Below are 20,194 nucleotides of genomic sequence, written 5' to 3' on the forward strand. Positions count from 1 at the left end.
CGTCCCGACCGGCCCGATGAGCGCCACCTCTGCCCACCCCCGCATCGGCCTGGCGCTGGGCAGCGGCGCGGCGCGCGGCTGGGCGCACATCGGCGTGCTGCGCGTGCTGCAGGAGGCGGGGCTGGAGCCCGACATCGTCTGCGGCACCTCGATCGGCGCGCTGGTGGGGGCGGCCTACGCCGCCGGCGAGCTGGACCGGCTCGAGCCGTGGGTGCGCTCGCTGGGCTGGCGGCAGGTGGTCGGGCTGATCGACCTGCGCTTCGGTGGCGGGCTGATCGAGGGCGACAAGCTGGAGGCGTTTTTCCGCAGCCGCTTCGTCGACGGCGGCATCGAGGCGCTGCCCAAGCCGTTCGGCTGCGTGGCCACCGACCTGGCCAGCGGGCGCGAGGTCTGGCTGCGCCAGGGGCCGGTGATCGACGCGGTGCGCGCCTCGATCGCCATCCCGGGTGTCTTCACGCCGGCGCGGCAGGACGGGCGGCTGCTGGTGGACGGCGGGCTGGTCAACCCGGTGCCGGTGTCGCTGGCGCGCGCGATGGGGGCGGAGTTCGTCATCGCGGTGGACCTGAACTGGGACCTGATGCGCCGGCGCCAGCGCGTGGCCAGCCGCGCGCGCGGGCCGCGCCGCGGCCTGCTGGACGGGGTGCTCAGGCGCCTGCGCGGCGGGGGGGCGGAGGATGCCGCCGAGGCTGCGCAGGCCGCTGAAGCCTCGGGCGAGGCTGCCCTGCCGTCGCTGCTGGACGTGCTGACCACCAGCATGGCCATCGTGCAGTGGCGCATCACGCAAAGCCGTCTGGCCGGCGAGCCGGCCGACGTCGTCATCCGCCCGGCGCTGGCGGACGTGGCGGCGATGGACTTTCACCGCGCGGCGCCGGCCATCGCGGCGGGCCGGCGCGCCGCGGAGCAGGCATTGCCGGCGCTGCGCGACGCGCTGGCGCTGCTCGATCCGGATGCCGACGGCGCCGGCGCGCAAGCCTGAGCGCGGGCACGCCCCTGTCTGTCACGGGGGGTCGCGTCAGAACGGCGCGGGACGCAGCCAGCGGCACGGCTGACCGCTTGACGGGTGCGTCAGCGCCAGCTCCGCCGCGTGCAGCAGCAGGCGCGGGGCGGCGCGGCGGGCGGCGCCTTCGGCGTAGAGCGGGTCGCCCAGGATCGGGTGGCCCAGCGCCGCCAGGTGCACCCGCAATTGATGCGAGCGGCCGGTGAGCGGCTGCAGTTCCAGCCGCGTGGCCCAGAGCCCGCCCCAGCGCTCCAGCCCCAGGATGCGCCAGCGCGTGTGGCTGGGCTTACCGTGGCGGAAGTCGACCTTGCTGCGCGGGCGGCGCGGCCAATCGACGATGAGCGGAAGGCGCACGTCGCCCCAGCCGTCCGGCGCCGCGGGTGGCAGCGGCACGCCGGCCACCACGGCCACGTAGGTCTTGTGCACGCGGCGCTCGGCAAACGCGATCGACAGGGCGCGCTGCGCCGCCGCACCACGCGCCAGCACCATCAGGCCGGAGGTGTCCATGTCCAGCCGGTGCACGATCATGGCGTCCGGCGCGTGGCGCTGCACGCGCGCGGCCACGCAGTCGGCCTTGCCGGCGCCGCGGCCCGGCACGGCCAGCAGCCCGGCGGGCTTGTCCACCACGATCAGCGCGTCGTCCAGGTGCAGGACGGGGATGCCGTCCCATACCGCCAGCGGCGGCGTCACGTCTGCGCGCCCTCGACGATCAGGCGCAGGCGCCGCTGGCCCTGCCAGTCGTCGGCCTCCAGCCGGTACGCGAGCTGCACCCGCGCCGGCAGCGCCTCGGTATGGCCGAACCAGATGCCCTCCAGCGGACGGCCCTGCACGCGCAGGCGCAGCGCCAGGTGCCGCTCGCCGACCAGCCGCTGGCCCAGCACCTCGACCTCGTCGCTGAACACGGGCGCGGCAAAGCCCTGGCCCCAGACCTGGGCGTCGAGCAGCTCGGCGGTGTCCGGGTGCAGCCGCTGCGGCTCCAGTGCACCGTCGGTGGGCAACCGCCGCTGCAGCGTCGCCTCGTCCAGCCACTCCGCGGCCAGCGCCCGCAGCGCGGCATCGAACGCCGGCCAGGCGTCGGGGCCGACGGTGCAGCCGGCGGCCATCGCATGCCCGCCGAAGCGCAGCAGCAGCCCGGGGTGGCGCTTGGCGATGGCGTCCAGTGCGTCGCGCAGGTGAAAGCCGGCGATCGAGCGCCCCGAACCCTTCAGGCACGGCGTGCCGTCGTCCAGCCTTGCCGGCGCGAACACGAACACCGGGCGGTGCAGCCGGTCTTTCAGCCGCGCCGCCACGATGCCGACCACCCCCTCGTGGAACGAGGGGTCGAACAGCGTGACCGCCGGCGCCGCCGCCGCCGCGGTGTCGGCCAGCGCCCGTTCCGCCAACTGGGCCAGCGCCTGCTCGCGCATCGCCGCCTCCACGCTGCGGCGTTCGCGGTTGAGGGCATCGAGCTGGCGCGCCAAGGCTTCGGCGTGCGCGGTGTCGTCGGTGATGAGGCATTCGATGCCGACGGCCATGTCGTGCAGCCGACCCGCGGCGTTGAGCCTTGGCGCCACCGCAAAGCCGAGGTCGAAGGTGCTGGCGCGCGCGGCGTGGCGGCCGCTTGCGGCCAGCAGCGCCGCCAGCCCCGGCGGCATCGCGCCGGCGCGGATGCGCCTCAAGCCCTGCGCCACCAGGCGGCGGTTGTGCGCGTCCAGCCGCACCACGTCGGCCACCGTGCCCAGCGCCACCAGCGGCAGCAGTCCGTCCAGCCGCGGCTGGTCGTGCGCGCCGAAGACGCCGCGGCGGCGCAGCTCGGCGCGCAGCGCCAGCAGCACGTAGAACATCACGCCGACGCCCGCGAGCGCCTTGGACGGAAACGGGCAGCCCGGCTGGTTGGGGTTGACGATCACGCAGTCGCCGGGCAGGCGCGGCTGGCCGTCCTGGACCAGCGGCAGGTGATGGTCGGTGATGAGCACCTGCAGGCCCAGCGCACGCGCGTGCGCCACGCCGTCGAGGCTGGCGATGCCGTTGTCCACCGTCACCAGTATGTCGGCGCCAAGCGCGCGCACGCGCTCGGCCAGCGCGGGCGTCAGGCCGTAGCCGTCGCGCACGCGATCCGGTACCAGATACCGCACCCGATCCCAGCCGAGCGGGGCACCCAGCCAACGCAGCCCGCGCACCGCCACGGCGCAGGCGGTGGCGCCGTCGCAGTCGTAGTCGGCGACGATGCCCACCGTCAACCCCTGCTGCATGGCGTCGGCCAGCAGCTGCGCGGCCTCGCGCGCGCCGAGCATGCGGTTCGGCGGTGGCAGATGCGCCAGCGCGTCGTCCAGCTCCTGCGGGTCGGCCACGCCGCGCGCGGCGAACAGCCGCGCCAGCAGCGCGTCGCAGCCGGCCTGCTGCAGCGCCCAGGCCGCGCGTGCAGGGACGAGGCGGGGCTCCAGTCTCACAGGTCGACCCACCATGCCTGCGGCGGCGCCGGGGTGGTCTCACGCCGGCCCCAGAGCCACCAGCGGCGTCGCGGCGGGGCGGCCGGCGCGGCCGGATCCAGGCACCAGCTGCGCCAGCCGCGCTCGCCGCACAGCGTCAGCCAGCGCGGCTCACCGTCCGCGCACGCCTGCTGCAGTGCCGGCGCCAGCACCTCGCGGTCCAGCCGCTGCCAGCCCTCGCGCCACGCCGTCACCTGTCCCTGCAAGGCCGCCGCGCTCAGATCCTCCACCAACACCACGCGCGCCTCCGCGGCGCGCGGCCCTTCCCCGTGCCAGCGGCCGGCACCCTCCACCCACAGTCCGTTGATCACCGGCAGTCCGCGTGCCTGCCGCGCCGCGTTGACCGGATGAACGTGCCACAGCATCGCCGCCTCCTCCAGCAGCCGGCGCAGCCGCCGGCCCTGCGCATGGTCGGCGCCCGGCTGCCACGACGGATCGAGCCGGCGGTGGGCGACGCGCGCCAGGCTGGCGCTCTTCCAGCCCTCGAACGCCGCGCCGCAGGCCAGCCAGCGCCACGCCGGCCCGTCCGCGCCTTCCAGAGTGAGGCCTTCTTCGCGCGCCAGCGGCGCCCAGGCTGTGCGCAGCGCCTCGGCCTCGTCGTCCTGCAGCGCCAGCGCCTGCGGCGGCAGCAGCACCAGGTGATCCAGGCTGACCTGCCAGTGGCATGGCAGCAGCCACGCGCATGGCTGGTCGGCGCGGCCGTGCCGCCAGGCCGCCCATGGCAGCGCGCCGTCCTGCACCGGCCAGCCGAGTGCGCGCGCCAGCGCGCGCTCGTGCGGCGGTGACAGCGTCTGCGCCCCGGCGTGTTCCGCACCGGCCGCTCGCGCCGCCTGCAGCCATTGCCGCAGGGCCGGCAGCGCCAGGCCCGGCAGTTCGGCCAGCAGGGCCGGGTCATCGGCGCAGGCATGGGCGATGATCCAGTGGCGGGGCGCATGCATGCCGCGATTGTCCCCGATCTGCCGCCGGCCCCCGGCGGCCAGCGGGTACCATCGCGGGGGAGCAATCTGCAGGGGCCCGCATGCCACTTCCCTACGAACTCGTGATCGGCTGGCGCTACACGCGCGCCGGCCGCGCCGCGCGCCGCAACGGCTTCATCTCGTTCATCAGCGCGGTCTCGATGCTGGGCATCGCGCTGGGGGTGGCGGCGCTGATCATCGTGCTGTCGGTGATGAACGGCTTTCAGAAGGAGGTGCGCGACCGCATGCTGGGCGTGCTGGCGCACGTGGAGGTGTTGTCGGCCGACGGTGCGGCGCTGGCGGACTGGCCCGCCGCCGCGCAGGTGCTGCGCCAGCACCCGCGCGTGCGCGCGGTGGCACCGTTCGTCGCCGACCAGGGGCTGCTGGCGCGCGGGCAGGACATGAAGGGGGTGCTGGTGCGCGGCGTCGATCCGGCGTTGGAGCCAGACGTCACGGCGCTGGGGGCCGATCTCGCCGGCGGGGCATTGGCGCAGCTGCAGCCCGGCGCCTTTGGCGTGGTGCTCGGCGCGGCGCTGGCGCGCCAGCTCGGCGTCACCATCGGCGAGCCGGTCACGCTGATCGTGCCCGGCGGCCAGGTCACGCCGGCCGGCGTCACGCCGCGCCTGCGCCAGCTCACCGTCGTCGGGCTGTTCGACTCCGGGCACTACGAGTACGACGCCACGCTGGCGCTGGTGCACCTGCAGGATGCCGAGCGGCTGTTCCGCGTCGAGGGGCCGACGGGGCTGCGCGTGCGGCTGGACGACCTGCACGCCGCGCGCGCGGTGGCGGTGGAGCTGGAGGCGGCGCTGGCCGCCGCCGGGCAGGGTGGGGTGGTGGTGCGCGACTGGACGCGCGCCAACCGCACGTGGTTCGCCGCCGTGCAGCTGGAAAAGCGCATGATGTTCATCATCCTGACGCTGATCGTGGCGGTGGCGGCGTTCAACCTCGTCTCCACGCTGGTGATGACCGTCACCGACAAGCGCGCCGACATCGCCATCCTGCGCACGCTGGGGGCCAGCCCCGGCAGCGTGATGGCGATCTTCGTCGTGCAGGGGGCGGTGGTCGGCGTGGTGGGCACGCTGGCCGGGCTGGCGCTGGGGCTTGCGGTGGCGCTGCACATCGACACGCTGGTGCCGGCGCTGGAACGACTGCTCGGCGTGGCCTTCCTGCCGCAGGACATCTACCTGATCAGCCGCATGCCCAGCGACCCGCAGGCCGGCGACATCGTGCCGATCACGCTGATCGCGCTCACGCTGGCGCTGGCGGCCACCCTGTACCCGAGCTGGCGCGCCAGCCGCGTGCGCCCGGCGGAGGCGCTGCGCCATGAGTGAACCGGTGCTGCAGGCGCGGGGGCTGGTCAAGCGCTACCGCGAAGGGGGGCTGGACGTGACGGTGCTGCGCGGCGTCGATCTGGACGTGCGCGCCGGCGAGACGGTGGCCATCGTCGGCGCGTCGGGCTCGGGCAAGAGCACGCTGTTGCACCTGCTGGGCGGGCTGGATGCGCCCAGCGGCGGGCAGGTGCGCCTGCTGGGCCAGGACTGGCAGCGCCTGTCGGCGCGCGAGCAGGGGCGTCTGCGCAACCGGGCGCTGGGCTTCGTCTACCAGTTCCACCACCTGCTGCCGGAGTTCTCGGCGCAGGACAACGTGGCCATGCCGCTGTGGATCCGCCGCGAGCCGTACGCGGCGGCCGCACGCGTGGCGGCGCAGTGGCTGGAGCGGGTCGGCCTGGGGCAGCGGCTGGCGCACCGGCCGGCGGAGCTGTCGGGCGGCGAGCGCCAGCGCGTCGCGCTGGCGCGGGCGCTGGCCGGCGCGCCCGCGTGCGTGCTGGCCGACGAGCCCACCGGCAACCTCGACCGCGACACGGCCGCCGCGGTGTTCGACCTGATGCTGCAGCTGGCGCGCGCCCACGGTACCGCCTTCGTCGTCGTCACGCACGACGAGCAGCTGGCGGCGCGCTGCGACCGCCGGCTGCGCCTCAGTGGCGGCGTGCTGCAGGCTTGAGGTCACCGTTCGTCGGTTGCGCCGTCAGCTTGGCGTGGGCATCAGGGTTTACACTAATCAATATATTCGCAAATGCTCATATAGTCCGTCGCGTGAGCTTCTCCACCGCCAGCACCCCGTCGCACGAGCTGCAGCCGGTCTTCGAGTCGGTCGGGCGCGTCTTCAGTGTGCTGGGAGAGCCTGCGCGGCTGCGCATCCTGCATGCCCTGTGCCAGCAGGAGCGCTGCGTCAACGACATCATGCAGGTCACCGGGCTGGCGCAGGCCAACGTCTCGCGTCACCTGGGGCGGCTGTACCAGGCCGGCCTGCTGGTGCGACGGCGCGAAGGCACGCAGGTGTTCTACCGGGTGGCGGACTCCGCGCCGCTGGATCTGTGCCGCGTCATCGCCGCGCAGGTGATGGCGCGCCAGGGCCGGGGGCAGCGTGACGGCGATCGGTTTTCCTCGGTCTTTCCTCTCGATACAAAGGAACAAGCCAGTGTCTGACAATCTCCGCGACGTGATCGGCCGGGTGTTGCCTGCCCCGGAGAACCACCTCAGCTCCGAGCTGATGGAAAAGGCGCGCAAGGCGCGGCGCAGCTTCATGGCCAAGGCCCTGGCCATGGGTGCGGGCGCGGCCTCCACGGTGGCCGCCGGCAAGGCCATGGCGGCGCCGGAGGGCGAGGATGCGATCCTCAAGCTGCCCGAGCACACCACGGGCCTGGGCCAGCCGGTGGCCGCGCGCGGCTACGGCATGCCCAGCCAGTGGGAGAAGAACCTGCAGCGCCGCGAAAGCCCGGGCCTGACGCGCGTGTCGCAGGCCTCGGTCAGCTTCACGCCGCTGCAGGGCCTGTTCGGCATCATCACCCCCAGCGGCCTGCACTTCGAGCGCCATCACCAGGGCTGGTGGGACATCGACCCGTCCAAGCACCGGCTGATGGTGCACGGCGACGACGGTCTGATCAAGCGTCCGCGCGTCTTCACGATGGACGAGCTGATGCGCCTGCCCAGCGTCTCGCGCATCCACTTCCTCGAGTGCGGCGCCAACACCGCGATGGAGTGGGCCAACGTGGCGGTGCCCACCGTGCAGTACACGCACGGCATGCTGAGCTGCTCGGAGTTCACCGGCGTGCTGCTGTCCACGCTGCTGGAGATGTGCGGCATCGACCTGAAGCGGGCCAAATACGTGCTGGCCGAAGGTGCCGACGGCTCGTCGATGACGCGCACCATCCCGATCGAGCTGGCGATGGACGACGTCATCGTCGCCTGGGGTCAGAACGGCGAGATGCTGCGCCCCGAGAACGGCTACCCGCTGCGCCTGGTGGTGCCGGGCGTGCAGGCGGTCAGCTCGGTCAAGTACCTGCGTCGCATCGAGGTCGGTGACATGCCTTGGGGCACCAAGGACGAGTCGATCCACTACATCGACCTGCTGCCCAACGGCCTGCATCGCCAATACAGCGGCATTCAAGAGTGCAAGAGCGTCATCACCACGCCATCGGGCGGCCAGATGTTGCTGGACAAGGGTTACTACAACATCTCCGGCTTGGCGTGGTCGGGCCGCGGCACGATCAAGGCGGTGGACGTTTCGGTCGATGGCGGCCGCACGTGGCGCCCGGCGCGGCTGGAAAAGCCGATCCTGCCCAAGGCGCTGACGCGCTTCAACTTCGACTGGGTGTGGGACGGCAAGCCCGCCATCCTGCAGAGCCGCGCGATCGACTCCACCGGCTACGTGCAGCCCAAGATCAACCAACTGCGCGCGGTGCGCGGCACGCGCTCGATCTACCACAACAACGCCATCCAGAGCTGGCTGGTGTCGGAAAACGGCGAAGTCTCCAACGTGCAGGTGTACTGAACATGAAGCGCTTCCAACAAACCGTTCGCGCGGCCGCGGTGGCCGCCGTCCTTGCCGCGGGCTTCGCCGGGGCCGCGCACGCCAACAAGCCGCAGGCCGCCAAGCCCTGGGCCGACCTGGGTCGTCCGCCGACGCCGGCCGAGATCAAGGCCTGGGACATCGACGTGCGCCCGGACTTCAAGGGCCTGCCGAAGGGTTCCGGCTCGGTGGCGCACGGCCAGAAGGTCTGGGACGAGAAGTGCGCGATGTGCCACGGCGAATTCGGCGAGTCCAACGAGGTGTTCACGCCGATCGTCGGCGGCACCACCAAGAAGGACATCGAGACCGGCCGCGTGGCCAACCTGCACGTCGACAAGGCGTTTCCCCAGCGCACCACGCTGATGAAGGTGCCCACCGTCTCGACGCTGTGGGACTACATCAACCGCGCGATGCCGTGGAACGCGCCGAAGTCGCTGTCGGTGGAGGACGTCTACGGCGTGGTGGCCTACATCCTGCACCTGGGCGATATCCTGCCCGAGAACTTCGTGCTGAGCGACCAGAACATCGCCGAGGTGCAGAAGCGCATGCCGAATCGCAACGGCATGACGCTGGATCACGGGCTTTGGCTGCCGAACTACAAGTTCAGCGGCAAGCCCGACGTCAAGAACACGCGCTGCATGAACAACTGCCCGATCGAGGGCGACATCAAGTCGATGCTGCCCGAGAACATGCGCGATGCGCACGGCAACCTGTTCGAGCAGCAGCGCATCATCGGTCCGACCCGCGGCTGGGACACCACCAAGCCGCCGCGCAAGGAGCCGCTGGCGCCCAAGAGCTGAACGGCACGGCCGGCAGGTTCGTCGTCCTTGCGGCGAACCAACCGGCGCCGTCCGTGATCCAACCGACGCCCGTCCCGCGGGCTCTTTTCCCTAGCGACAGGAGATGACGATGAAGCGACTGATGACGACGTTGGCCGCGGTGGCGGGTCTGGCCGCCCTGACGGCGCCCGCCCACGCGATGGACGCCGCCGCCGCCAAGGCGCTGGCGCAGAAGAGCGCCTGCATGAGCTGCCACGCCGTGGACAAGAAGATGGTGGGCCCCGCGTACAAGGCGGTGGCCGAGAAGTACAAGGGCATGAAGCCCGAGGAGCTGGCCGCCTCGATCAAGAAAGGCGGCGCCGGCAAGTGGGGCCCGGTGCCGATGCCGGCCCAGGCCGCGCTGAGCGACGCCGACGCCAAGACCCTGGCCGAGTGGATCCTGGCCGGCGCGCCGGACAAGTAAGATACCGGTTACGGTACCTTGGCAACCGTTTTTGCAAGGAGTGAAGACGTCATGAAACAGAATCGACGCGCCGTGCTGAAGGCCGGCGGAGCCGTGGCGACGCTGGTGTCGCTGGGGCTGATCACGGCCGAGCAGGCGCTGGCGCTGCCGCGCGAGGCGTTTGCGAGCAAGAGTCTGGCCGAGGCGCTCAAGGCCATTGGCGGCGAGCCGGCCACGAACGACCAGGTGCAGATCATCTCGCCCGACATTGCGGAAAACGGCGCGGTGGTGCCGGTGGGGGCGGCCAGCAAGCTGCCCAACACGACGGAGATCTACCTGCTGGTGGAGAAGAACCCGACGCCGCTGGCGGCGGTGTTCATGATTCCGGCGGGCACGGAGCCTGAGGTGCAGACGCGGCTGAAGATGGGGCAGAGCACCAACGTGCTGGCGGTGGTCAAGGCCGACGGCAAGCTGTACTCGGCGGTGAAGGAAACGAAGGTGACGCTGGGCGGCTGCGGCGGCTGACGGCGACGACCTGCCCAGAAGTCACAGAGACGAAGGAGAGCGAAGATGGCAGATCCGATGCGCATCCGTGCCAACGAGGCCGGTGGCGTGACGACGGTGCGGGTGCTGATGAGCCACCCGATGGAGCCTGGGACGCGGCGCGATGCGTCGGGCAACCTGGTGCCGGCGCACTACATCACGGACGTGGTGGCCACGCACAATGGGCGCGAGGTGCTCAAGGCGCAGTGGAGCGGGGCGGTGTCGCAGAACCCGTTCCTGAGCTTCAAGTTCAAGGGTGCGGCCAAGGGCGACAAGGTGGTGGTCAAGTGGACCGACAACAAGGGCGAGTCGCGCACCGACGAGGCCACCATCGCCTGACGGCGCGGTGACCGCGGCGCACCATGCCGGCCTGCGGCGCCCGTCGTGGCGCAGCAGCTGGTCACAGGGGCCAGTCGGCGCCACGCGGGTGGCGCGCTGGCCCTTTTTTCGCGCCTCATCCCCCCACATTCCAGGAGTCCCGTACCATGAGTTTCAGCCGTCGTGAATTCCTGCAGGTGCTGGCCGTGGCCAGCGCCTCCGGCATGGCCATCGCGTCGGAGGATGCGCTGGCGGCCAAGCCCGGTGCCGGCGAGCGCCTCTACCACGTGCCCAAGTATGGCAACGTCAGCTTCCTGCACTTCACCGACTGCCACGCGCAGCTGCTGCCGATCTACTTCCGCGAGCCCAACGTCAACATCGGCCTGGGCGACGCGTTCGGCCGCGCCCCGCACATCGTCGGCGAGCACCTGCTGAAGTACTTCGGCATCCGGCCCGGCACCGCCGCCGCGCACGCCTTCACCTACCTCGACTTCGAGCGCGCCGCCAAGACCTACGGCAAGGTCGGTGGCTTTGCGCACCTGCGCACGCTGGTCAAGATGCTCAAGGCCGACCGCCCGCACGCGCTGCTTTGCGACGGTGGCGACACCTGGCAGGGTTCGGCCACCTCGCTGTGGACCAACGCCCAGGACATGGTGGATGCCTGCAAGCTGCTGGGCGTCAACATCATGACCCCGCACTGGGAGTTCACCTTCGGCGCCCAGCGCGTCAAGGAGGTGGTCGAGAAGGACTTCAAGGGTCACATCGACTTCATCGCCCACAACGTCAAGACGGCCGACTTCGAGGAGCTGGTCTTCGAGCCGTACGTCATCAAGGAGCAGAACGGCATCCCGGTGGCGGTGATCGGCCAGGCCTTCCCGTACACCCCCATCGCCAACCCCCGCTACATGGTGCCGGACTGGACCTTCGGCATCCGCGACGACCACATGCAGAAGATGGTCGACGAGGTGCGCGCCAAGGGGGCCCAGGTCGTGGTGGTGCTGTCGCACAACGGCATGGACGTCGACATCAAGATGGCCTCGCGCGTGCGCGGCATCGACGCGATCCTGGGCGGCCACACGCACGACGGCATGCCCGCGCCGGTCATCGTCAAGAACGCCGGCGGCCAGACGCTGGTGACCAACGCCGGCTCCAATGGCAAGTTCCTCGGCGTGCTGGACTTCGACGTGCGCGGCGGCAAGGTGCAGGGCTATCAGTACCGCCTGCTGCCGGTGTTCGCCAACCTGCTGCCGGCCGACAAGGAGATGGCGGCCTACATCGAGAAGGTGCGCGCGCCGTTCAAGGCCAAGCTGGAGGAGAAGCTCGCCGTCACCGAGGGGCTTCTGTACCGTCGCGGCAACTTCAACGGCACCTGGGACCAGCTGATCTGCGAGGCGCTGATGGAGGTCAAGGGCGCGGATGCGGCGTTCTCGCCAGGCGTGCGCTGGGGCACCAGCCTGCTGCCCGGCGAAGTGATCACGTTCGAGCGCATGATGGACCAGATGGCCATCACCTACCCGACGACCACGCTCAACGAGTTCACCGGCGCCCAGATCAAGGAGATCATGGAGGACGTCGCCGACAACCTGTTCAACCCCGACCCGTACTACCAGCAGGGGGGCGACATGGTGCGCGTCGGCGGCATCGAGTACACGATCGATCCGGCCGCGCCGATGGGCCAGCGCATCCAGAACCTGATGATCCGCGGCAAGCCGATGGAGGCCGACAAGAAGTACAAGGTGGCCGGCTGGGCGTCGGTGCAGGAGGGGGTGCAGGGCACCGCCGAGCCGATCTGGGACGTGGTCGGCAAGTACCTGCGCGACAAGAAGGTGATCGGCAAGCTGAAGCTGAACCAGCCCAAGCTGATCGGCATGGAGAAGAACCCCGGCGTCGTGCTGTGACGGTGCCGCGCCACCGGCCTGGGCAGCCCGGGCCGGTGGCGGGTTCGGTTCGCCCGGCTGGTCCGCGGCCGCGCCACGGGCGGCGGGGTGCGGCGCGGGCAGATGGCAGACGGCCCCTTCGGGGGGCGTCTCGCTTGGCGGGCGCCGACGCTTGCCGCCGTCGCGGGCCGGTGCGCGCCGTCTACGCGGTCGGGAAGGTGCCCGGGATCAGGATCGAGCGGTCGACCTTCTCGATGTCGGTGTGGCCGGTGAAGGCCATCGTCAGCTCCAGTTCCTTGTGAATGATCTCCAGCGCCTTGGTCACGCCGGCCTCGCCCATCGCGCCCAGTCCCCACAGGAAGGCGCGCCCGATGTAGGTGCCGCGTGCCCCGAGCGCCCAGGCCTTGAGCACGTCCTGTCCGCTGCGGATGCCGCTGTCCATGTGCACCTCGATGCGGTCACCGACCGCCTCGACGATGCGCGGCAGCGCGCGGATCGCCGACTCGGCGCCATCGAGCTGACGCCCGCCGTGGTTGCTGACGACCAGCGCGTCGGCGCCGCTTTCCACCGCCAGGCGCGCGTCCTCGGGATCCATGATGCCCTTGAGGATCAGCTTGCCGCCCCAGCGGTTCTTGATCCACTCGACGTCGCGCCAGTTCAGCGTCGGGTCGAACTGCTGCTGCGTCCACGCCGACAGGCTGCTCATGTCGTCGACCCCCTTGACGTGGCCGACGATGTTGCCGAACTGGCGCCGAGGCGTGCGCAGCATGCCCCAGCACCAGCGCGGCTTGGTGGCGAGGTTGAGCAGGTTGGCCAGCGTCGGCTTGGGCGGCGCCGACAGACCGTTCTTCAGATCCTTGTGCCGCTGGCCCAGGATCTGCAGGTCCAGCGTCAGCACCAGCGCGCCGCAGCCGGCGGCCTTGGCGCGGTCGATCAGGCGGCCGACGAAGTCACGGTCGCGCATCACGTAGAGCTGGAACCAGAAGCCCGGCCCGGCGTGCTCGGCCACGTCCTCGATCGAGCAGATGCTCATCGTCGACAGCGTGAACGGCACGCCGAAGCGCCTGGCCGCGCGCGCGGCCAGGATCTCGCCGTCGGCGTGCTGCATGCCGGTCAAGCCGGTGGGCGCCAGCGCCACCGGCATCGTCACCGGCTGGCCCACCATCGTGGTGCGCGTGCTGCGCGGCTCCATCGGCACGGCCACGCGCTGCCGCAGCCGGATCGGCTGGAAGTCCTCCTGGTTGGCGCGATAGGTGCTCTCGGTCCAGGCGCCGCTGTCGGCGTAGTCGTAGAACATGCGCGGCACGCGCCGGCGCGCCAGCTGGCGCAGATCCTCGATGCAGGTGATGACGGTCATCGCGGCGGTCTCCTCACATGGCGTCGTCGATGCGCGCCATGGTAGCGCCGCCGCCCGACCGCGCACGTGAAATGCCGTGGCCGGGCCGTGAAAGTTCGCCCCGCCTGGTGCCGGGGCCGGCGCTCAGCTGCAGTGCACGCTGCCGCAGCCGGTCATGGTCGCCGGGCGCACGCGGCTCGGATCCGCCAGCGTCTCGGTGCGCGAGTCGAAGCCGACCGCCCGCATGTGCTGCGCCAGCCCGGCATCCATCGTCTGCGCATGCATCGGGAACCACTCCGCGAGCGCCGCCGCCATGCGGCCGATGATCCCGGTGTCGCCGTCGAGGTAGTGGCGTTCCACCGCGCGCATCATGTCGAGGATCTCGCGGTGGTGATGGGCGTGGCAGTTTTCCTCCGCGAAGCCCACCGCCACCATCCAGCGCTCCTCGCGCGCGAAGTGTGCCTCGGTGTGCGCGATCAGCGCGCGGTACGGCTCCAGCTGCGCCTCGGCCGGCAGCGCGCGCAGCGCCGCCAGCTGCGTGACGAACTCTTCGTGCGTCTCGTCCATGCGCGCGTCGCCCGTGGCCAGCTCGGGGCTCCACGTCAGGGGCGGCACGTCGGGGAAGGTCTCGGTTTCAGCCATGGTGATGGCAAGCGTAGGCGCGCGTCAGCCGGCGGGGCTTGACCTGCGTCAAGCCCCGCCACGGGGCCGTCAGGCGCCATCGAACGGGAAGCGCATCGTGCGCAGGTCGCGCTTGGTCTCGACCAGCACCAGCGGCCCCTCCTGCGCTTCGGGCGGTGCCGGCCGCTGGCGCGGCACATGCACCGGCGGCGGCTCGGCGGCGATGGCGGCCTGCGCAGCGGCCACGCGCTGCGGGTCGGACTGGACCCATTCGAGTCCGGCGGCCTGTGCCAGCCGTGCCAGCTCGTCCACCGGCAGCTCGAAGCCGGCCGCGCCTGCGCCGGGCGCGGAGGTGGCCGCGGCGGTAGCCGGCGTGGGCGCGCTCGCCGCCGGGGAGGGGGAGGCCACCGGCGCCGATGGGGCGGCGGTCTGCGGCGCGGCCTCGGGGGCAGGCGCCGGCGGCGTGACGGCCGCCGTCGGTTCGGCTGCCGTTTCCGCCGTCGCCGCGATGGCCGCCGGAGCCACCGGTTCGGCCACCGCAGCCGCCGGCGGCGCGGCAGGCGTCAGGTCGAAGTACGAGCGGCGCGCCGGCTGTCCATCCTCGGCCGCGGGAGGCGTGGGGGCCGTGGCCGTCACGTTCGTCCCGTCGCCGGCCGCAGGGGCTTCGGCCTCGCCGCGGCGCTCGCGGCTGCGTTCGCGCCCGTAGCGTTCACGCGGGCGGCGCTCACGCTCGCCGCCGGCCGCGGCGTCATCCGCCGGTGCGGGGGGCGGCGCGTCGCCCTGCGGCGCCACCTCGGCGGGGCGGGGCTCACCCGCCGCTTCCGCAGACGGCCCGGCTTCCGCGGCCGGGGCTCCGGGGGCGGCGGTCTCGGCGCCTGCCTCGCCGCGGCCGCGGCGGCCGCGGCGACGCCGTTCGCCGCGCGGGCGCGCCGGAGCTTCGGCGGCCACGCCGTCGGCCGGCTGCTCCGCGGCGGCCGACGGCAGCTGCGCCGGCGCCGTCTCGGTCGGCGTGGGCTCAGGCCGTGGCGTCTCCGGCGCCGATGGGCGGGCGGGCCGTTCTCGGCGCCGCTCGCCCCGCTCGCCCCGCTCGCGTCCACCCGGCTGCGGGACGGCGGTGTCGCCGGCGGTCACGGCCGCGGCGGTCTCGGGGGTCGCGCTGGCGGCGCCCGTTTCGGGACGTGGGGGGCGTGCCGGGCGTTCCTCGCGCGCCGGGCGCGGCGCGCCGACGGAGCCGGGCTCGCCGCTGCGCTCCGTGCGGGCCGCGCCGCGCTCGCCGTTGCGGCCGCGGCGGTTGCGGTTGCCCCGGCGCCCCTCGCCGCCGCCGGGGGCGCTGCCTGCCGCCGGGGCTGCAGCGGTCGGGGTGGCCGCCGGCGTGGCGCGCGGGGCGGGTGCTGCGGCCTGCAGCCCGAACAGCCGGCGCAGCCACGCGAAGAAGCCCTTCTCCGTGACCGCCGCTGCGGCGATCGGTGCCGGCGCCGCCGGAGGCACGGGAGCCGGCGGCGCGACCGGGGCGGCGGCCGCCTCGGGGGCTTCGGTGGCGCGCGCCGCGCTCACCGGGGCGGGCGTGTCGGGCAGCACCCCCTTGATGATCGGCTCCTGCCGGTTGGTGCGCTCCTGGCTGCGCCGCGTCACCAGCGCCACGTCCTCGACGATGTCGGCCAGCTTGTAGCTGGCGTCCAGGTTGTCCAGGCGCGGGTCGTCGTGCTTCAAGCGCTCCAGCTTGTAGTTCGGCGTCTCCAGCGACTTGTTCGGCACCAGCAGCACGCTGATGCGCTGCTTGAGCTCGATCTTGGTGATCTCGACGCGCTTTTCGTTGAGCAGGAAGCTGGCCACGTCCACCGGCACCTGCACCAGCACGGCGGCGGTGTTGTCCTTGAGCGACTCTTCCTGGATCACGCGCAGGATCTGCAGCGCCGACGACTCGGTGTCGCGGATGTGGCCGGAGCCGCCGCAGCGCGGGCAGGGGATGGAGGCGCCCTCCGACAGCGTCGGACGCAGGCGCTGGCGGCTCATCTCCAGCAGGCCGAACTTGCTGATCGGCGCGAACTGCACGCGCGCGCGGTCCTGCTTGAGCGCCTCGCGCAGGCGGTTCTCGACCTCGCGGCGGTTCTTGCTGTCCTCCATGTCGATGAAGTCGATCACGATCAGCCCGCCGAGGTCGCGCAGCCGCGCCTGGCGCGCCACCTCGTCGGCGGCCTCCAGGTTGGTGCGCAGCGCGGTCTCCTCGATGTCGCCGCCCTTGATCGCGCGCGCCGAGTTGACGTCGATGGCCACCAGCGCCTCGGTCTGGTCGATCACGATCGCGCCGCCCGACGGCAGCGTCACCGTGCGGCTGTAGGCGGTCTCGATCTGGTGCTCGATCTGGAAGCGCGAGAACAGCGGCGCGTTGTCGCGGTAGCGCTTGACGCGGTTGACGTACTCCGGCATCACGTGCGACATGAAGCCGCGCGCCTGCTCATAGATGTCGTCGGTGTCGATCAGGATCTCGCCGATGTCGCTGTTGAAATAGTCGCGGATCGCGCGGATGACCAGCGTCGATTCCTGATAGATCAGCTCCGGCTTGGACAGCGCCTTGGCCGCGCTTTCGATCGCGTTCCAGAGCTTGAGCAGGTAGTTCAGGTCCCACTGCAGCTCGGCGGCCTCGCGCCCGATGCCGGCGGTGCGCGCGATGATGGACATGCCGCTGGGATATTCCAGCTTGTCGAGCGTCGCCTTCAATTCGGCGCGGTCCTCGCCCTCGATGCGCCGGCTGACGCCGCCGCCGCGCGGATTGTTCGGCATCAGCACCACGTAGCGGCCCGCCAGGCTGATGAAGGTGGTCAGCGCCGCGCCCTTGTTGCCGCGCTCCTCCTTTTCCACCTGCACCAGCAGTTCCTGGCCTTCCCTGATGACGTCCTGGATGCGCGCCTGCGACGGCGGCACGTTGCCCTGGAAGTACTGCTTGGAGATTTCCTTGAACGGCAGGAAGCCGTGGCGGTCCTCGCCGTAATCGACGAAGCACGCCTCCAGCGACGGCTCCACGCGCGTCACCACGGCCTTGTAAATGTTGCCCTTGCGCTGCTCGCGTCCCTCGATCTCGACTTCGTAGTCGAGCAGTTTTTGCCCATCGACGATCGCCAGCCGGCGCTCCTCGGCCTGCGTGGCGTTGATCAGCATGCGTTTCATGGTGTCGTTCCGTTCTTTCTCGATGTCGACGGCGCCCGTGGAACGGGCGCAGGCAGCCGTGAACCGGAGCCGATCGAGCGAACGACTGGGAATTGCCGGAGAGCCGCGGGGCAGGCGTCAGGCGATGCCCCGCCGGCGGCGGGGCAGGGCGCGGCTGACGCACCCGGGCGTGGGCGCGTGGAGCACGGTGAACAGGGTGGACGGGCCGGGCAAAGGCTTCACGGGGCGCGCGTCGCGATGGTCACTGGGTGTCCGCATGCAGCCGCGACCGCCCTCGGGGGCGGCTGCATGTTTGGGTATTCCGTACGGGTTCGCTGCAAAAGGCGACGGTCCATCCGCCGGTGGCGACGGTGCGGCGGGTGGGGGCTTCGCTGCGGCCCGGACCACCTCCGCCTCCGGCGTCGCGCACGGGCGGACGTTCGGCCGATCTCGTCTGCCGGACCATCCGGGGCCGCGTGGCGTACACTCGCTGCCCTTGCACGGTTGCCCGGAGTGCCACCGGGCAGACGCCCCGATTATACCGGCGCGCCGCGTGCGGCGCAGGCCGGCCGATACCCGTTGTTCCGGAAAGCCTTCCGATGATCGCAGCCGCATGAGCGCCGACCAACCCACCGTGCGCCACCTGACGGTCGACGCCGAGACGGCCGGTCAGCGCCTCGACAACTTCCTCGTGCGTGTCCTCAAGGGAGCGCCCAAGTCGCTGATCTACCGCATCATCCGCAGCGGCGAGGTGCGCGTCAACAAGGCGCGCGCGCGCGCCGAGACACGTCTGGCGGCGGGCGACGTGGTGCGCGTGCCGCCGCTGCGGCTGGCGCCGGCGCCGGCGGCCGGGCAGGCGGCCGTGCACGTGCCCGCGCGGGCGTTCGAGGTGCTGTACGAGGACGACTGGCTGCTGGCGCTGGACAAGCCCGCCGGGGTGGCGGTGCACGGCGGCAGCGGCGTGGCCCACGGCGTCATCGAGCAGCTGCGCCGGGCGCGCCCGCAGGCGCCGCTGCTGGAGCTGGTGCACCGGCTGGACCGCGAGACCAGCGGCGTGCTGCTGGTGGCCAAGAAGCGCAGCGCGCTCAAGGCTCTGCAGGACCAGTTCCGCCAGCGCAGCACCGGCAAGACCTACCTGGCGCTGGTGCGCGGTGCTTGGCCGGCCCGGCGCAAGGTCATCGACGTGCCGCTGCAGCGCTACCTGCTGCCCGATGGCGAGCGGCGCGTGCGCGTGGTGGCGCCCGACGATCCGCAGGGCCAGCGGGCGCTGTCGCTGGTGCGCCTGCGCGGGACGGTCGCGCCGCCGCCAGCCTGCGCCGCGCCGGCCGATGCGGTCGCCTCGCTGCTGGAGGTCACGATCAAGACCGGACGCACGCACCAGATCCGGGTGCACCTGGCGCACGCCGGCCATCCGATCGCCGGCGACGACAAATACGGCGATTTCGCCTGGAACCGGGCGTTGGCGCGTTGCGGCCTTGGGCGCATGTTCCTGCATGCCTGGCGATTGACGATCCGTCATCCGGCCGAGGACCGGACGCTGGCGCTGGAGGCGCCGTTGCCGGCGGAATTGCGCAACTGGGGTGACGTGGCACGGCTTTTGGAATAGAATCGAGCGATCCGGATCGTCCCGGACGTTGCAGTCGTCTCAATCCTTCACCCATTCAACCAGGAACGTCGATCATGGCCACCTACGCCGAACTCAAAGCCCAGGCCGAAGCCCTGCTGCGTCAGGCCGAACAGGTCCGCCAACAGGAGCGCGCCGGCGTCATCGCCGACATCCGCGCCAAGATGAAGGAATACGACATCACGGTCGAGGAGTTGGCCGGCACGGCGCGCGGCGGCAAGCGTCGCAGTGCCCGTTCCAAGGCCGCGCCGAAATACCGCGGGCCCAATGGTGAGACGTGGTCCGGTGGGCCGGGGCGCAAGCCGGGCTGGGTGCGCGCGATCCTGGAGGCCGGCGGCGACATCGAGCAATACCGCATCGCCTCGTAATGCGGCAGCGGGGCGCGGCGGTGCGCCCCCGCGCGTGATCGGCAGCGCCACGGTGGCGCTGCGCGGATGGTCCAGCAGGCGCCTCGGGCGCCTTTCGATTTTTTCATTTCGCCGTCTGCGGGAACCTGCCGGTGGCGGCGGGATCCCTCGGGCGGGGGTGACAGGGTCATGTCCTCAGGAAATGCCATCGGGTGTGGGCAGGCGGTGCATTCGCCCGGCCGTTTCGATCTCATCGTGTTCGACTGGGATGGCACGCTGTTCGATTCCACGGCGCTGATCGTGCAATGCATCCAGGCCGCGGTGCGCGACGTCGGCGGCGTGGAGCCGCCGCGCGAGCGCGCCGCCTGGGTGATCGGCATGGGGCTGGCGCAGGCGCTGGCGCACGCGGCGCCGGAGGTGCCCCCCGAGCGGCACGCGGAGCTGGTGCGGCGCTACCAGTTCCACTGGTTCGCGCGCCAGCACGAGGTCACGCTGTTCGACGGCGTGCTGCCGATGCTGCACGAGCTGCGTGCGCGCGGCCACCGTCTGGCGGTGGCCACGGGCAAGAGCCGCCGCGGGCTGGACGCGGCGCTGCGCTCGGTGCAGCTGCACGGCCTGTTCGACGACACCCGCACCGCCGACGAGACCGCCAGCAAGCCGCACCCGCAGATGCTGCTGGAGCTGATGGAGGCGCTGGAGGTGCCGCCCGAGCGCACGCTGATGGTCGGTGACACCACGCACGACCTGCAGCTGGCGCGCAACGCCGGCTGCGCGGCCGTGGCGGTCAACTACGGCGCGCACGCGCACGACGAGCTGCTGGCGCACGCGCCGCTGACGGTGGCGCGCTCGGTGGCCGAGCTGCACGCCTGGCTGCGCGCCCACGCCTGAGATCC

Annotated in this window: 19 protein-coding genes; 13 read left to right on the forward strand and 6 right to left on the reverse strand. The window is 72.0% G+C overall.

Annotation, left to right across the window (positions count from 1 at the left end; genetic code table 11):
- Nucleotides 1-16: 16 nt before the first annotated feature.
- Complete coding sequence (locus Tsedi_RS04915) at nt 17-976, forward strand: patatin-like phospholipase family protein (RefSeq protein ID WP_143894191.1); 960 nt, start codon at nt 17-19, stop codon at nt 974-976.
- A gap of 36 nt (nt 977-1,012) precedes the next feature.
- Here the strand turns inward: Tsedi_RS04915 and Tsedi_RS04920 are convergent, their stop codons facing one another.
- The 3 genes from Tsedi_RS04920 to Tsedi_RS12165 are packed head-to-tail and all read right to left on the reverse strand — an operon-like array spanning nt 1,013 to nt 4,403.
- Nucleotides 1,013-1,687, reverse strand: coding sequence for a pseudouridine synthase (locus tag Tsedi_RS04920; protein ID WP_185970583.1), 675 nt, complete (start codon nt 1,685-1,687; stop codon nt 1,013-1,015).
- Nucleotides 1,684-3,426, reverse strand: coding sequence for a single-stranded-DNA-specific exonuclease RecJ (recJ, locus tag Tsedi_RS04925; protein WP_143894193.1), 1,743 nt, complete (start codon nt 3,424-3,426; stop codon nt 1,684-1,686). Before recJ ends, Tsedi_RS04920 begins: the two co-directional genes overlap by 4 nt.
- Nucleotides 3,423-4,403, reverse strand: a complete 981-nt coding sequence (locus Tsedi_RS12165) for a phosphoglycerate mutase (protein ID WP_185970584.1) — start codon at nt 4,401-4,403, stop codon at nt 3,423-3,425. Before Tsedi_RS12165 ends, recJ begins: the two co-directional genes overlap by 4 nt.
- A gap of 80 nt (nt 4,404-4,483) precedes the next feature.
- Here Tsedi_RS12165 and Tsedi_RS04935 point away from each other — a divergent pair, with 80 nt between their 5' ends.
- From Tsedi_RS04935 to soxB, 9 genes are all read left to right on the forward strand, one after another.
- Nucleotides 4,484-5,752, forward strand: a complete 1,269-nt coding sequence (locus Tsedi_RS04935) for a lipoprotein-releasing ABC transporter permease subunit (protein WP_143894195.1) — start codon at nt 4,484-4,486, stop codon at nt 5,750-5,752.
- A complete protein-coding gene (locus Tsedi_RS04940) occupies nt 5,745-6,422 on the forward strand; it encodes an ABC transporter ATP-binding protein (RefSeq protein ID WP_143894198.1) in 678 nt (225 codons plus the stop codon). The genes Tsedi_RS04935 and Tsedi_RS04940 overlap by 8 nt, the downstream gene beginning before the upstream one ends.
- Nucleotides 6,423-6,514: 92 nt before the next feature.
- Entirely contained in the window at nt 6,515-6,907 is a 393-nt protein-coding gene (locus Tsedi_RS12170; protein ID WP_185970585.1) for an ArsR/SmtB family transcription factor, read from the forward strand.
- On the forward strand, nt 6,900-8,252 hold the full coding sequence (gene soxC / locus Tsedi_RS04950) for a sulfite dehydrogenase (RefSeq protein ID WP_143894202.1): 1,353 nt from the start codon (nt 6,900-6,902) through the stop codon (nt 8,250-8,252). Before Tsedi_RS12170 ends, soxC begins: the two co-directional genes overlap by 8 nt.
- 2 nt (nt 8,253-8,254) lie before the next feature.
- Complete coding sequence (locus Tsedi_RS04955) at nt 8,255-9,070, forward strand: c-type cytochrome (protein ID WP_143894204.1); 816 nt, start codon at nt 8,255-8,257, stop codon at nt 9,068-9,070.
- 109 nt (nt 9,071-9,179) lie between these two features.
- Complete coding sequence (locus Tsedi_RS04960) at nt 9,180-9,512, forward strand: c-type cytochrome (protein ID WP_143894206.1); 333 nt, start codon at nt 9,180-9,182, stop codon at nt 9,510-9,512.
- A gap of 51 nt (nt 9,513-9,563) precedes the next feature.
- Nucleotides 9,564-10,016 (forward strand): thiosulfate oxidation carrier protein SoxY, encoded by a 453-nt coding sequence (soxY, locus tag Tsedi_RS04965; protein WP_143894208.1) that lies wholly within the window; start codon nt 9,564-9,566, stop codon nt 10,014-10,016.
- Nucleotides 10,017-10,061: 45 nt separating this feature from the next.
- A complete protein-coding gene (soxZ, locus tag Tsedi_RS04970) occupies nt 10,062-10,373 on the forward strand; it encodes a thiosulfate oxidation carrier complex protein SoxZ (RefSeq protein WP_143894210.1) in 312 nt (103 codons plus the stop codon).
- A gap of 146 nt (nt 10,374-10,519) precedes the next feature.
- The gene (soxB, locus tag Tsedi_RS04975; RefSeq protein ID WP_143894211.1) at nt 10,520-12,250 is read left to right on the forward strand and encodes a thiosulfohydrolase SoxB; all 1,731 of its coding nucleotides are present in this window, start codon (nt 10,520-10,522) and stop codon (nt 12,248-12,250) included.
- A gap of 181 nt (nt 12,251-12,431) precedes the next feature.
- On the opposite strand, the gene Tsedi_RS04980 is transcribed toward soxB, so the two are convergent.
- The 3 genes from Tsedi_RS04980 to Tsedi_RS04990 all read right to left on the reverse strand — a co-directional run bounded on the left by Tsedi_RS04980 (nt 12,432) and on the right by Tsedi_RS04990 (nt 17,351).
- Nucleotides 12,432-13,586 carry an alpha-hydroxy acid oxidase gene (locus Tsedi_RS04980; protein WP_143894213.1) on the reverse strand — a complete coding sequence of 385 codons (1,155 nt, stop codon included), beginning with the start codon at nt 13,584-13,586 and terminating at the stop codon, nt 12,432-12,434.
- 123 nt (nt 13,587-13,709) lie between these two features.
- Complete coding sequence (locus tag Tsedi_RS04985) at nt 13,710-14,207, reverse strand: hemerythrin domain-containing protein (protein WP_143894215.1); 498 nt, start codon at nt 14,205-14,207, stop codon at nt 13,710-13,712.
- 69 nt (nt 14,208-14,276) lie between these two features.
- Nucleotides 14,277-17,351 carry an Rne/Rng family ribonuclease gene (locus Tsedi_RS04990; protein ID WP_143894217.1) on the reverse strand — a complete coding sequence of 1,025 codons (3,075 nt, stop codon included), beginning with the start codon at nt 17,349-17,351 and terminating at the stop codon, nt 14,277-14,279.
- 592 nt (nt 17,352-17,943) lie between these two features.
- Here Tsedi_RS04990 and Tsedi_RS04995 point away from each other — a divergent pair.
- From Tsedi_RS04995 to Tsedi_RS05005, 3 genes are all read left to right on the forward strand, one after another.
- A complete protein-coding gene (locus Tsedi_RS04995; protein ID WP_143894219.1) occupies nt 17,944-18,936 on the forward strand; it encodes an RluA family pseudouridine synthase in 993 nt (330 codons plus the stop codon).
- Between the two features lie 74 nt (nt 18,937-19,010).
- Nucleotides 19,011-19,322 carry an H-NS histone family protein gene (locus tag Tsedi_RS05000; protein WP_143894221.1) on the forward strand — a complete coding sequence of 104 codons (312 nt, stop codon included), beginning with the start codon at nt 19,011-19,013 and terminating at the stop codon, nt 19,320-19,322.
- 168 nt (nt 19,323-19,490) lie between these two features.
- Complete coding sequence (locus tag Tsedi_RS05005; protein WP_143894223.1) at nt 19,491-20,189, forward strand: HAD family hydrolase; 699 nt, start codon at nt 19,491-19,493, stop codon at nt 20,187-20,189.
- Nucleotides 20,190-20,194 lie beyond the last annotated feature (5 nt).

The organism is Tepidimonas sediminis (genome assembly GCF_007556605.1).
In the GTDB taxonomy this organism is placed as follows: Bacteria; Pseudomonadota; Gammaproteobacteria; order Burkholderiales; family Burkholderiaceae_C; genus Tepidimonas; species Tepidimonas sediminis.

Excerpts from the sequence above, each read along its gene's own strand:
- soxB (WP_143894211.1), top strand. The coding sequence starts at position 10,520 with ATGAGTTTCAGCCGTCGTGAATTCCTGCAGGTGCTGGCCGTGGCCAGC.
- Tsedi_RS05000 (WP_143894221.1), top strand. The coding sequence starts at position 19,011 with ATGGCCACCTACGCCGAACTCAAAGCCCAGGCCGAAGCCCTGCTGCGT.
- Tsedi_RS12165 (WP_185970584.1), bottom strand. The coding sequence starts at position 4,403 with ATGCATGCGCCCCGCCACTGGATCATCGCCCATGCCTGCGCCGATGAC.
- Tsedi_RS04980 (WP_143894213.1), bottom strand. The coding sequence starts at position 13,586 with ATGACCGTCATCACCTGCATCGAGGATCTGCGCCAGCTGGCGCGCCGG.
- soxY (WP_143894208.1), top strand. The coding sequence starts at position 9,564 with ATGAAACAGAATCGACGCGCCGTGCTGAAGGCCGGCGGAGCCGTGGCG.
- soxZ (WP_143894210.1), top strand. The coding sequence starts at position 10,062 with ATGGCAGATCCGATGCGCATCCGTGCCAACGAGGCCGGTGGCGTGACG.
- Tsedi_RS04985 (WP_143894215.1), bottom strand. The coding sequence starts at position 14,207 with ATGGCTGAAACCGAGACCTTCCCCGACGTGCCGCCCCTGACGTGGAGC.
- Tsedi_RS04990 (WP_143894217.1), bottom strand. The coding sequence starts at position 17,351 with ATGAAACGCATGCTGATCAACGCCACGCAGGCCGAGGAGCGCCGGCTG.
- Tsedi_RS04955 (WP_143894204.1), top strand. The coding sequence starts at position 8,255 with ATGAAGCGCTTCCAACAAACCGTTCGCGCGGCCGCGGTGGCCGCCGTC.
- Tsedi_RS04960 (WP_143894206.1), top strand. The coding sequence starts at position 9,180 with ATGAAGCGACTGATGACGACGTTGGCCGCGGTGGCGGGTCTGGCCGCC.
- Tsedi_RS04935 (WP_143894195.1), top strand. The coding sequence starts at position 4,484 with ATGCCACTTCCCTACGAACTCGTGATCGGCTGGCGCTACACGCGCGCC.
- Tsedi_RS04915 (WP_143894191.1), top strand. The coding sequence starts at position 17 with ATGAGCGCCACCTCTGCCCACCCCCGCATCGGCCTGGCGCTGGGCAGC.
- Tsedi_RS04940 (WP_143894198.1), top strand. The coding sequence starts at position 5,745 with ATGAGTGAACCGGTGCTGCAGGCGCGGGGGCTGGTCAAGCGCTACCGC.
- Tsedi_RS05005 (WP_143894223.1), top strand. The coding sequence starts at position 19,491 with ATGTCCTCAGGAAATGCCATCGGGTGTGGGCAGGCGGTGCATTCGCCC.
- Tsedi_RS04995 (WP_143894219.1), top strand. The coding sequence starts at position 17,944 with ATGAGCGCCGACCAACCCACCGTGCGCCACCTGACGGTCGACGCCGAG.